Genomic DNA, 12,404 nt, shown 5'->3' with positions numbered 1-12,404 from the left:
TCAGCACTCGAGACTCGTGGCTTCGCCACCTCGCTTCGAGTGCTGACAGGCGACGCGGGCCGAACCCTTTCAGGGCCTCGCTGAACTCGGCGCCGAGGGGTGGGTGCTCCGGCGGTGGGATCGGTTGGTGGTAGTCGCCGTGGGCGAGCCCGAATCGGTCGGGCCGGGCGACCAGCCAGTCGGCGATGACCTCACCGCGGGCGCGCACGGGGGCCCGGTACTCGGATGTGGGCCGACTATTTCCGGCGGTCGGCTCGGTGGGGGCGTGCGGGAAGTGTGGATTGCCGGTAGGGCTGTACGCGGCAGCGCTCGCCGGGAGGGGGGGTATACGGTGATCGATCGAACGAGGTGGCAGAGCTTCACGGGCTCCGGGCGAGCGGTCACACTCACAAATCCCTTCTCCGCAACACGCGGTACTCCTCGCCGCCACCGGACTGTTGTTCAGCAGCAGCGCCGTGGCGCCCGGCGGTACCCCACGCTCGGTATCGAGATTCCGCGCAACGCCGGACTGCACACCGGGCTGTCCATGTGTGAGTACGCGGCCGGGCTCCCGCGTAATCGAGACCGCCGTATGTGGTGTGGTGCCTCGGCGTATCCGGTGCTCGGTGATGTCGGCGGGCGGTTTGCCGGAAATCTGCCCTTTGCCGGTCCGGCGGCCTTGCGGTGACCGCATCCGGGACGGGGTCCGGATATCGGGCGGCTTGCCGGAGATGTGGGCCGCTATCGGGGCTATTTGTGCCTTATTCTGGAGGGGCCCTGAATCTCGACGACCACGCAATCCCGAGGATCCACTCCCTGATCGGCCCGTAAATCGCGGACCCGTGGCCGGGCCGATCGCCCCGCGAGAGGTGGTTGGAACATGGCCGATGAGTCCATCGCTCCGGAGTCGGCCGGTGATGTCCCGGTGAGCACTCCTCTTCATCGCGCCGCGGGACAGTTGCAGTCGGCGCTTCCGGCCGGTTGGCAGGTCCGGGTCGTCGATGCCGAGGACGCCCCCCAATTCAGCGTGCCGATCCTGCGGGCGTTGCTGGCAACCGATTAGTTTGCCGGACAAATGATTTCCCGGCCGGTTCCGGGATGCTGTGTGCGCACGCTTCTTTGATATACGCGGCGTTTCTGCACCTTGCCGAACCCGGTCTGTGACAAGATTCGATCTTGTGCCCCAAGCGAACTCGTGATCGCATCTGTGCAGGTCCGAGTGTTGGGTGCCGTGGTGAATAATCCCGGTGAACAGGTGTCGATCGCGAATCCCTACCTCTCGGTACGTATTTCAACGAACGCACTATTGCGTTTTGTTGCTGGAGGGCGCATGATGTTAGCTACGTATCAGCTCGCTCCATTAGAACCGAAGACCCACGATTGGGAGAGGCGTTCATGGCGGTGCAAGTGATCGGCCGGGCGTTGATGACCAGCGACCAGACCGACCATCAAGCGAAAAGCGTTGGCAGCGGCGGATGGGTCGTTTCGTTCCTACCGGGCCGCACCCTCACCCTGGAACAGGCGATGGCCGCCATGCAGGCGGCCGAGGCGGTGGCGATGGTCGGGGGGCTGGCCGATCTGGTCGGGCTCACCACTCTCGAAACCGTCGGCCTTGCCATTCAGGAATCGCCGTGGTCCCGCTCCGAACCGGTGGTTCGCAGCGGCTGGCGGGGCCGGGTCGGCCGGAGCCGGGCACAGGTCGCGCTGTAGGGCTCAGCCGGGTTTGCCGGCAACCACTACGAGATTGCTCACGAGTAACTCCCGGATTCCGGGAACGCGCACCAGCCACCAGGCCCAGCGCGGGTGATATCGGGGGAACACCGTGTGGACGCGCGCGGAAGTACGTGCCGACCAGCGCATACCGTCGGCGGCGCGGACCGCGAACAGTGACACTCCGAACCGGTTCTTCGGTTCCCGGCCGTGCTTACGGCGGTACCGGCGGGCCGCGTACTCGCCGCCCAGATAGTGCCACGGACCGGTTTCGTGGCCGCCGAACGGGCCGTGCCACACGGTGTAGGACAGCACGATCATGCCCCCGGGTTTGGTGACCCGCACCATCTCGTCGGCCATCCGCCACGGATCCGGCACGTGTTCGGCCACGTTCGACGAGAAGCAGATATCGACCGCGTCGTCGCGGAACGGCAACGCCATCCCGGAACCGCGTACCGCGGCCGGTACCGCGATCCCCGCGGCATGCATCTCGGACGGGTCGGGCTCCACCGGGATGTACTTCGCGCCCACGCGGGCGAATTCGTCGGCGAAGTAGCCGGGGCCGCCGCCCACGTCCAGTACCACCGCGCCGGTGAGGTCGCGTCCGGTGAGGTCGGCGTAGAAATCCGTGAGCAGGTCGACGCTGTCGGTGGCGATACCGCCGTAGAAGCGGGCGGGATCGGTCTGTTCGAAGCGGAAGCTGTGCAGGAGTCGCAGCGAGCGGGCCACCGTTGCCCGGCGGGCGAATCGTGCCCGGCGGGCGAATCGTGCCCGGCGGGCGAATGGAGCCCCGTCGGCGGATCGGGGACGCGCGGGGGCGGGCGGCGCCTGGTCGCCGCCCCGGGGGGCCCTGCCGGTGGACGCGATACCGGCGCCGGTGGGAGCGGAGTCTCCGTCGGTCGTCGCGAGCGATTCACGATCCACAGATGATTGCCGGTCGTCGAGCACGACGCCGAGTCTCGCATATTGTGACCGGTCACAGCTTCTCAGCCGGTCACCGAATCGCAGATTCGCGTGTCTCGGAATCGCAGATTCGCGTGTCACCGAATCGCAGATTCGCGATGTCACCGAATCGCGGATTCGCGGTGTCACAGATCCGCAGCGAGGAATCGTCGCAGGCGTCGATCCGATACCGGAAGGACACGCAGGTGGGCGACTTGCCGGGCGAGTGGGAGCGTTAAGGTGTAGCGCGTTGCCCTGTCCCGTCCGCGGGACCGACCGCCGTCCCGTCCGCGGGACCCGATCCGACCGGAGAAGCCCCACGTGCGCGAAGTACTTCTGCTCTGCTGGCGCGATACCGGTCATCCACAGGGCGGCGGTAGTGAACGGTACCTGGAGCAGGTCGGCGCGCATCTCGCGGCTCGGGGGGTGCGGGTGACACTACGTACCGCCCGGTACCCGGGGGCGCCGAAACGCGAGCGTATCGACGGTATCGATATCAGCCGCGGCGGGGGCCGGTTCACGGTGTATCCCCGGGCGCTGGCCGCCATCGCGTTGGGCCGGATCGGGTTGGGCCCGCTCAAAGGTGTGCGGCCCGAAGCGGTGGTCGACACCCAGAACGGCATACCGTTCTTCGCCCGGCTCGTCTCGGGTGTGCCGTCGGTGGTGCTGGTGCACCACGGGCACCGGGAACAGTGGCCGGTCGCGGGCCGAGTGGTGGGCCGGATCGGCTGGTGGATCGAGTCCAGGCTGTCGCCGCGGGTGCACCGGGCCGACCAGTACCTCACGGTTTCGCTGCCCTCGGCCGAGGAACTGGCCACTCTCGGAGTGGATCGTTCGCGGATCGCGGTCGTGCGTAACGGGGCCGAACCTGTGCCCGGTGACGTTCCCACCGGCGCCGCGGAGGTGCGCACGCCGGAACCCCGGGTCGTGGTGCTCTCGCGCCTCGTCCCACATAAGCAGATCGAGGACGCGCTCACGGCGGTGGCACGGTTGCGCGGCCGTATTCCCGGGATCCGGCTGGATGTGATCGGCGGCGGCTGGTGGGCCGACAAACTGCAGGATCAGGCCGCCGTACTCGGGATCGCCGATGCCGTCACCTTCCACGGGCACGTGGACGAATCACGTAAACACGAACTCCTCGCCCGGGCGTGGGTGCATGTGCTGCCCTCCCGCAAGGAGGGCTGGGGGCTGGCGGTGATCGAAGCGGCCCAGCACGGGGTCCCGACCGTGGGCTACCGGTCCTCGCGCGGACTCACCGATTCCATCATCGACGGGGTGACCGGGGTGCTGGCCGACGATGCCGACCAGCTCGCCGCGACGGTCGGCGAACTGCTCGACGACGCGGCCGCGCGCACCATCATGGGAGAGAAGGCGCGGGCGCGGGCACGGGAGTTCTCCTGGGAGCACACCGCCTCGGGGGTGCAGCAGGTGCTGGCGGCGGCTGCCGCCGGTGCGCGGATCAGCGGACTCATCTCGCCCGGTGAGGACGCCGCGGCCACCGTGCGCACCGAGGTCGCGGCCGGGGCCTGAGCGGATCCACTCGGGGACGTTGTCGGCGTCGATCTGCAGGCGACAGGGCAGGGCCCGGGTTACCGGCAATCCCCGACCACCCGGCACCTCCGCGTTGCCGCTCGGGACCACCGGTGTACACCTCGACCGATGCGCTGCTTCGATGGCAGGGCCGGTCGGAAACATGATCGAGTTCGTCGGCGGGTCGAGGCCGTGATCCAGAGTGGGCCGCAAATCCGTGCGACTCCGCTATGCCTTCGGGTCGCGCGGACGCCGGCGTCGGCCGATGGCCAGGAGGGGTGCCGCGAGCAGCGCGGCCCAGAGAATATGCGCGCCGACAACGAGAGCACGGTGGCCGGGTTCGGGCCGGGTCGTCACCTCCGGTACCCGGTAGAGCGCGAGGTCGCCGGTGTCGTGCACCGGTTCCAGCTGCGCCAGCGTGATCGCGGAGTCGCCGCGGGGGCCGGGGGTGTCCCGTTCGACCAGCACCCAGCCCACGCCGAGTGCGGCCAGGTCGGCGGGTGGGCCGCCGCTCAACAGCACCTCTTCCGCGCGGCGGGCGCGGACGCCCTCACCGGTCACGGTCCGGCCGGCGACCGGCAGCGCACCCGTCTGCAGTACGTCGCGGGGTAGCATCCGCGGGGCCGGATCGAGGACGGGGGCGGAACCGGAATAGGGGAAGCGGCGGAACATTCCGCCCGGGAGCACCGCGATATCGCCGGGACCGTCGACCCGGCCGGCCGTCTCCTGCCAGGAATCCGGATAGTGGACGGCCCGCAGTTGCCCGCCCACACCCCAGGCGAGGTCGGGCAATGGCAGGACCAGCGCGCCGATGAACAGCGCGGCCAGGGCGGGGGCCCAGCGATTGGGTAAGGCCGCCCTCGGCGGGGTGTGGCTTTTTTCCGGTTCGGCGTGGTCCGGGGAGTTTTCCGGCGTTTGCCGGCGGGATTTCATTCGTCTGGGCAGGGCCGTGCAGGCGGCGGCAGCGCAGAGTACGTATCCAGGGACGGCGAGGGCGACGAACTTCTGGGTATCGCGCAGCAGGCCCGCGCCGGGGACCTCGACGACCAGCCATTCCATCGCGGCGAGTCCGGCGGGTGTCGCGGCGAGCGCGGGCAGTACCACCGCCGCCCCGGCCATGCCCAGCAGTATCCGCCGGGCCCGGGTACGTTCCGGATCACCGTCGGCCGCCGCCACCCTGCGCACCCCCAGCAGCACGATCACCAGCAGTAGTGCGGTCGCGAGCACGGCGAGCGGGCCGGTACGCGAACCCGGAACCGCGTCGGCGTTCCAGATTCCGCCGAGTCCGGCGAGGCTGCCCACGGTCGCCAGGCCCGGTTCGGCGCGGGCGGCGAACGCCGCGACACCGGCCGGGTCGGAGGGTTCGGCCGCGACACCCGATACCGCGGTCGCGGTGAGCCAGGGGGCGCAGGACAGCACCGCGACCAGGAGGACACCGGCGAACTTGCGCCGGCCGGCCACGGCGAGGGCGGTGGCCCCGGCCAGCAGTGAACCGGTGGGGGTGAGCCCGGCCGCGGCCAGGCAGCCGGCGAGCGCCGCCCAGTCGGCCACCGACCCCCGGGCGGCGGCGCGCAGCCGCACGGTCGCGAGGATCGTCCAGGGCAGTGCCGCGTATCCGGTGAGCAGACTCCAATGTCCCTGGAGCAGGCGTTCGGCGACGTAGGGGTTCCACAGCGCGAGGGTGACCGCCACCAGCTGGGCGGCGAGTGGGGCCCGCAGCAGGTCGCGGGTGAGCGCGGCGGCGCCGTATCCGGCGGCCCAGAGGGCCGCCAGCAAGATGATCTTCACCAGCAGACCGCCGTCGACGACGGTCGAGAGGGCCGCCAGCAACCCGTCCTGGGGTACCGCCCGCGGGGCGGCGTCACCCAGCCCGAGGGCGGCGTCGGTCGGATACGACCGTGGTGTGCTGACGGCATCCCGGATCAGCAGATAACCGGGCCGCAGCAGCGGCGCGGTGATCAGGAGGGTCAGCAGCAGGCTGTAACCGGCCGGGAGCCATCGTGCCCACCGGCCGGTCCGTTGTTCGCCCACGGCCAGTCACCCTACGTTCGCCCGCCCCGGCGGGGCGGACCGGTATCCGCGCGGCACCGGGTGCGACACTTGCCGACGTGCTGTTCGTTCGCCGTCTCCCCGCCGTGGCGGACATGACCCTGGTGACCGCGGGCGCGATGACCGCGAATATCGCGGGTTATCTGCTGCAGCTGCTGGCCGGGCGGTGGCTCGGGGTGGCGGGCTACAGCGAATTCGCCAGCCTGCTCGCCGTGCAACTGCTGTGCGCAGTACCCGCGCTGGCCCTGCAGAACGTCGTCGCGCGCGAACTCGTGCACGGCGCCGATGTCGCCGCCCTGCGCCGGCTGCGGTGGAGGTGCGCACTGCTGGTGGCGGCCGCGATGGTGGTGCTGGTCCCGCTGGTGAGCGCGCTGCTGGAAGTCGGTGTCGTGGCCGCGGCGGCGGCGCTCGGATCGGCGCCCGCACTGGTCCTGGTGGCCGGTGAGCAGGGCGTACTGCAGGGACGAAAGCAGTTCCGGGGGCTCGCGCTGGTGCTCGGGGTCACCGGTATCGCGAAAGTGCTGCCCGCGCTGGTGGTCCTGGCGGGTGGTGGCGGGGCGAGCGCGGCGCTGTGGGCGGCCGCCGCCGGTATCGCCGCTGCCGCGGTGTACGCGCGTGCGGTCGCCGGTGGTCCGCCGATGACACCGGGCACCACGACCGCACGCGGTAGCTACCCCCCGACCGCGGACGCACCGGACGCCGCCCCCGACTCCGCGTCCCTGTCCGCTACCGGCCCCGGCCCGGCTACCGGCCCCGGCCCGGCTACCGGATCTGGCCCGGCTACCGGATCTGGCCCGGCTACCGGATCTGGCCCGGCTACCGGATCTGGCCCTGTGTCCGTAGGCGGGCCTGTGTCCGCAGATGGCCCCGTGCCCGCAGATGGCCCCGTGCCCACGGAAGGTCCCGTGTCCGCAAATGGCCCCGTGCCTGCGGAAGGTCCCGTGTCCGCAGATGGGCCCGCGTCCGCAAACGGTCCCGTGCCTGCGGAAGGTCCCGTGCCTGCGGAAGGTCCCGTGTCCGCAGATGGGCCCGCGTCCGTAGGCGGGCCTGTGTCCGCAAATCGCCCCGCCCCCGCAAACGGCCCCGTGCCCACGGAAGGGCCCGTGCCCGCAGACGGTTCCGCGGTAGATACCTCCGGGTTCGGCGGCGTCGCGGCGGTGCTGCGGGCCGCGCAGGTCCAGGCGGCGTTGATGGCGCTGTCCTCGGCCGATCTGATCGTGGTCCGGATGGTGCTGGACGAACCCGACGCCAGCCGCTATGCGCTCGGCACCATTGCCGCCAAGATCGCGTTCTGGTTGCCGCAGGCCGTCGGGGTGGTGCTGTATCCACGGATGGCGCAACCGGCCTCGTCGGCCGCGGCGGCTCGTTCGGCGCTGGCCGTGCTATCCGGGATAGGGCTGGTCGCGGTGCTCGGCGCCGCGCTGGCCGCCCCGCTGGCCCCGCTGTTCGCGGGTAGTGATTACGCCCCGATCGAGGGTCTGCTGTGGCTGTTCGCGCTGCACGGCGCGGTGCTGGCGGTATTGCAGGGCGCGCTGCTCTCGGCGATCGCGGGAAACCGGACCGCCCTCGCGGGTCTGGCCTGGGCGGGTCTGGCCATCGAGGTGGTGCTCATGCTCACGCTCGCGAATTCGGTGACCGGCCTCATCGTGACCGCGGCCTCGGTGGCGGGATCGACCACCGCCGTGATCGCGGCGCTGGTCATCCGGACGGCGACTCGCCGCCCGCCGGTGGCTTCCGCCTGACCGGCGGTAGCGCCGCCAGGCCCACGGCGATCACCGCGATCAACGCCGGTACCTGCACCCACAGCGAATCACCCATATAGCCGCCGGGCATCCGCCACGGGCCGGTGGACAATGCGGCCGCCGAGAAGGCGGTGCCGAATCCGGCGACCACGGCCAGGGCGCGGTCCGGAATCCTCGGCACGAATCGCAGGGCCGCCAGTCCGGCGACCGCCAGCGCGGCGCCGACCGGTCCGGCGATGAGCGTGGCCGCGACGGGTACCGCTAGCGCGCCCAGTACTCGCGGTGGTCGCAGGGCCCGCGCGGCCGCCGGGATCCGGACCCGGGGTCCGCGCGGAATCGCCAGCAGGAGAAGGGGGAGCAGGAGCAGCAGCCCGCCGAATATCGCGATCCGGTACCACGTGTCGGCCGGGAAGGAGACCGTCACCGGTCCGGACGCGCCGGGCGGGAGCAACCAGCCCTGCTGCCAGCCGTCGACCACCACCGGTGCGAGTTCCCGGCCGTCGGCGGTATGCGCGGACCAGCCGGTATTGGTGCTCACCGGGAGGGTCAGCAAACGTTCGCCGCTATCGGGTACGGGGGGTGCCGGTGTGGTGTTCGCCAGGCGGAGGCGGTCGACGAAGAACAGTTCCGTCGGCGCCACCAGTACATCGACTTCACCGGCGGGCAGCGAAACCGGCTGTGCGGGAAGTGCTTCTGTTCCCGGCGCGGCCGGGTCGGAGCAGATCTGGGCGGAAACCGGTGCACCGGAGCGTAGTTCGCCCGCAGTACCGGTCACGCTGGTGCGTACCAGCCGGCCGCCGACCGCGATGGTCGGCCCGGTCTCGCAACCGACCGTCACCGGCCGGTCGTCCGGCGCCGGGGCCGGATACTGCGGACCCAGCACGTTCACCTCGGCCAGCCCGGGGGGTTGGGCCTGGTGGTAGCCCAGGGCGGTCCGGTCCAGGACCGTCTCCCAGCTCCGGATACTCAGTTCGATCCGATCGGTGACCGTCGGCTCCAGTTCGATCCGCGAGACTTCGTCGGGTTCTTCGAGTTCCCGGATCTGCGGCCCCTTGCCGAGGTTGACCGCGACCGAGGTCGGGGCCGCGGGCAGGCCGCCCAGCGACGGTGCCAGCTCCAGACCGGTCACCAGCGCGGGTTCCGGGAGTTCGATGGTCAGGGTCGGTTTCGGGCCCATCTTGTCGCGCACCGAATCCTCGGGCGCGGTCCAGCTGGTGCGCGGGTCGCCGTCGGTCGCGGCGAACGCGGACCCGCGCAGATCGCCGACATCGGATTCGCCGCGCGCCACCGGCCGGGCCGGATCGGTGAGCAGGGCTTCCAGCGCGGGGCCCTGGCGGGGGCGGACCGTGAGCCGGGAATCGACCGTGATGGGTGCGGGAACCTGCAGCGTCCGGCCGAAAGCGCCCATCTCCTCGGGGGCCAGCGCCAGCCCCTTCCCGCAACGCACCCGGTCCGGCGCGTCGAAACACGCGCTGCGGCCGGGGAATTCCTGTCCGAGATCCCATCCGGTCACCGCGGCTCCCGCAGGGGCGGGAGGCAGGACCGTGCGATGGCGGATATCGACCGGTACCGGGTAGTCGCGCTGGGTGTAGTCGTCGATACCCAGTTCGCTGATTCCGAATTGCCCACCGGTACTACCGCGTTCGGTGCGGATAGCGGTGATCTTGATCCAATTCGTGGATCCCACCGGCAGCGCGACCGATACGGGTTCGCCGGGTTTGCCGATCCGTGCGGACACACTGCCGTTGTCGGTCCGCACTTCGACCCATTTCACCGGGTCGCCGATGGCGGCCGGGGTGGTGGTGAAGCGCAGCAGCCCCGAGCTGAACGGTTTGTCCAGATCCATTCGCAGCCATTGGCCCAGCGCGTATTCGCCGGCATTGCTGATCCAGGCGGTCGCGGGATCTCCGTCCACGACGGCCGTGGTGGAGTTACCCGGTGCGGCGCCGCCGATCTGGGTGGCGTCGGCGGCCGAACTGGAGGCGGTGAGGGTGGCGCCGGTCCAGTCGCCCTGTACGAGTTCGGCACCGGGGACGGCGTAGTCGGGCACCAGGTTGTGGGTGCGGCGGGCATCGCCGGGGGCACGCAGTGCCGAACTGTGGTTGTCGACCTTGCCGAAATCGGTTTCCCGGTTCATCGGAGTATCGGTGAGGGTCACCGGACCCACCGGCAGCCCCGCTGCCGCCGCGTCGGCGGCCAGCAAGGTCGGTTCGTGCGCGGTCTCCGGATCGCGATACCGGCGTTCGAGGACCTCCGGGCCGCCCTGCACCACGGGCACCGAGGACAACGGCACGGTGTACGCGCCGGGGAACTCCGCGGGCGCCCCCGTGCCACCGCGCACCTCGACCGGCGTGCCCGGGGGCGGGGTCTCGACCCGGTAGATCTCGACCGCCGGATAGTCGGGGCGCAGATCCGCGTCGGCGACGAAGTCGTCGCGGTCCGGATCGTGTTCGACGGGTTTGCCGAACTCGGCGACCTTGCGCAGCCCGGGCGACCCCTCCACGGCGCTGTGCGCCAGCACCGGCCGGGTCGAACGGGAGGTATCGGGGTCCAGATCGTTGCGCAGTACCAGCACGCCGATGCCCTGGCCGCGCAGCGCCGGCGCGAGCCCGTCCGACGGCCGGCCGTCGGCGATGAGGCGCTGGATCGAATCCATGGCCCGGATCGTTCCGGGCGGGTTCAGCGGGACCGCGTCCCGTACCGCCCACGGCGTCTGCGCCAGCGCCTGCAGTGGTTCGTCGCGGGTCAGACCCCACACCTGACTGCCGAACGGTGCCCCCGGAACGACCAGCGCCCGGGTGTCGGGGGCGTTGTCGTGCAACCAGTCCGCGGTTTCCTGCCAATAGGCGGGGACGTGGTCGTAGGCGCCGCGCGGTGCGAGTTTCCCGGTCCAGGCCAGCGAAGTGGACAGCGCCAGGGCCGCGAGAATCAGCATCGCCACCGCCACCCGGCGATCGCGGTGTGGGTGGGTGAAGGCGGTGCGCCACGCCGCGAACCGTGCCGAAGCGGGCAGCGGCACCTTGGCCAGGAGTTGCGCCAGGCCCAGGATCAGTGGCAACCGGATCAGCGGTTCCAGTTTGTGGACGTTGCGCAGCGGCGCGCCGCCGGAATCGAGGAATATCCGGATGGGTTCGGCGAAGGGGCCGCCCAGCTGCCCCACATATCCCGCGCAGATCCCGGTCAGTCCCACCAGCAGGATCAGCGCCAGCCGTCCGCGCGCGGGCATGGACCGCAGGGCCAGCCCGGCCATCCCGGCGGCGGCGATGAGTCCGGTGGCCAGCACCGCGGCGGGCTGCGTCACCAGGACCGCGCCCGCGATCCGCTCCGGCGAGACGAACGGCGTCCAGCTGTTGGTGCCGCGCAGCACCTCACCGAGGGAGGCCCACTGGGTGGTGACACCGGACGATTCGATGTAGTCGAGGAACGGCGGGCTGACCCGGCCCAGCAGCAGTAGCGGCACCGCCCACCAGGCCACCGCCAGCACCAGCAGCGGCACCCAGGCGAGGGTGAAGCGCCACCAGGCGCGACTCGGCCGGTAGCAGGCCCACCACAGCAGCGCCGGCAGGAACGCGGCCACCGTCGCGACCGCGTTCACCGCGCCCATCAGGGCCAGGGCGACGGCACTGCCCGCCGGCGACCGGATCCCGCCGCGCCGGTGCCGGTGGTAGGCGGTGCCCAGCGCGGCCGGCGCCAGCAGCACCCAGGGCGCGAGCATCATGGGCAGCGTCTCCGAGGAGATCGAGCCCACGGTGGTCAGCACCCGTGGCGACAGGGCGTAGGCGGCGGCCGCCACGATCCGCGACCCGCTGCTGCCGATGCCCAGCGTTTCGCAGAGTTTGATCACTCCCCAGAAGCCGGCGAGCAGCAGCAGCGCCCACCAGACCCGCTGGGTCACCCAGGCGGGTAGGTGCAGGAAATCACCGAGCGCGAAGAAGGCGCCGTGTGGGAAGAAATAGCCGTAGGCCTGATTCTGCACCTGGCCCATCGGGGCCTGGCTGCTCCACAGGTGGGCGGCGCGGGCGAGGAAGCCGAGCGGGTTCTCCGCCAGGTCGTATTTGGTATCGGCGACGGTGAGCCCGGGAGCCTGCAGGAAGGTGAGCAGGAAGGCGGTGATCGCCGAGCCGAGGAACCAGCGGCGGCCCAGCTCGCCGGCGGGGTGCTCATCCGGTTCCGCGGAGCGCGCCGGTGCCGCGGGATCGGACTTGTCGGGCACCGTGGGTCAGGCGTTCGGCGTCCCCGCCGCGACCGGCCGGCGGGGACGTGCGGGGTTCGGCGTGGGTCTCAGCGCTGGCCGTATTCGACGCTGTTCAGCAGCGAGCTGTCCGCGTTACCGCTGCGATCCACTTCGGGGCGGGTGTTCTGCTGCAGCGCGGCGGTGATGGCGAAGACCGCGATCGCGCCCAGCAGGGCGCCGCCCACCGCGCTCGCAATACCGGGGACAGCAAACTTCAT

General features: G+C 71.0%; 7 protein-coding genes and 1 pseudogene. 4 read left to right on the top strand and 4 right to left on the bottom strand.

The window, feature by feature from the left end:
* The first annotated feature begins 859 nt into the window (after nucleotides 1-859).
* Nucleotides 860-1,042, top strand: coding sequence for a hypothetical protein (locus tag AB0F41_RS27105; protein ID WP_357428567.1), 183 nt, complete (start codon nucleotides 860-862; stop codon nucleotides 1,040-1,042).
* A gap of 332 nt (nucleotides 1,043-1,374) precedes the next feature.
* Complete coding sequence (locus tag AB0F41_RS27100; RefSeq protein WP_357428565.1) at nucleotides 1,375-1,689, top strand: hypothetical protein; 315 nt, start codon at nucleotides 1,375-1,377, stop codon at nucleotides 1,687-1,689.
* A 3-nt stretch (nucleotides 1,690-1,692) separates the two neighbouring features.
* On the opposite strand, the gene AB0F41_RS27095 is transcribed toward AB0F41_RS27100, so the two are convergent.
* A complete protein-coding gene (locus AB0F41_RS27095; protein ID WP_357428577.1) occupies nucleotides 1,693-2,418 on the bottom strand; it encodes a class I SAM-dependent methyltransferase in 726 nt (241 codons plus the stop codon).
* A gap of 534 nt (nucleotides 2,419-2,952) precedes the next feature.
* Between AB0F41_RS27095 and AB0F41_RS27090 the strand changes: the two genes are divergently transcribed.
* Nucleotides 2,953-4,161, top strand: a complete 1,209-nt coding sequence (locus AB0F41_RS27090; RefSeq protein ID WP_357428563.1) for a glycosyltransferase family 4 protein — start codon at nucleotides 2,953-2,955, stop codon at nucleotides 4,159-4,161.
* A gap of 228 nt (nucleotides 4,162-4,389) precedes the next feature.
* Here AB0F41_RS27090 and AB0F41_RS27085 read toward each other — a convergent pair whose 3' ends face one another.
* Entirely contained in the window at nucleotides 4,390-6,192 is a 1,803-nt protein-coding gene (locus tag AB0F41_RS27085; protein ID WP_357428561.1) for a hypothetical protein, read from the bottom strand.
* Nucleotides 6,193-7,355: 1,163 nt separating this feature from the next.
* Between AB0F41_RS27085 and AB0F41_RS27080 the strand changes: the two are divergent.
* Nucleotides 7,356-7,952, top strand: a pseudogene (locus AB0F41_RS27080) (polysaccharide biosynthesis protein); the annotation flags it as partial.
* On the opposite strand, the gene AB0F41_RS27075 reads toward AB0F41_RS27080, so the two are convergent.
* Together AB0F41_RS27075 and AB0F41_RS27070 are read right to left on the bottom strand one after the other, a co-directional pair.
* Entirely contained in the window at nucleotides 7,909-12,096 is a 4,188-nt protein-coding gene (locus AB0F41_RS27075) for an alpha-(1->3)-arabinofuranosyltransferase (RefSeq protein ID WP_357428575.1), read from the bottom strand. The pseudogene AB0F41_RS27080 and the gene AB0F41_RS27075 sit on opposite strands and share 44 nt — an antisense overlap.
* Nucleotides 12,097-12,233: 137 nt before the next feature.
* A complete protein-coding gene (locus AB0F41_RS27070; RefSeq protein WP_357428559.1) occupies nucleotides 12,234-12,404 on the bottom strand; it encodes a DUF2613 domain-containing protein in 171 nt (56 codons plus the stop codon).

Origin of the sequence: Nocardia sp. NPDC024068, from assembly GCF_040638875.1 — a bacterium.
Classification (GTDB): domain Bacteria; phylum Actinomycetota; class Actinomycetes; order Mycobacteriales; family Mycobacteriaceae; genus Nocardia.
This window is presented reverse-complemented; position numbering and strand designations above follow the sequence as displayed.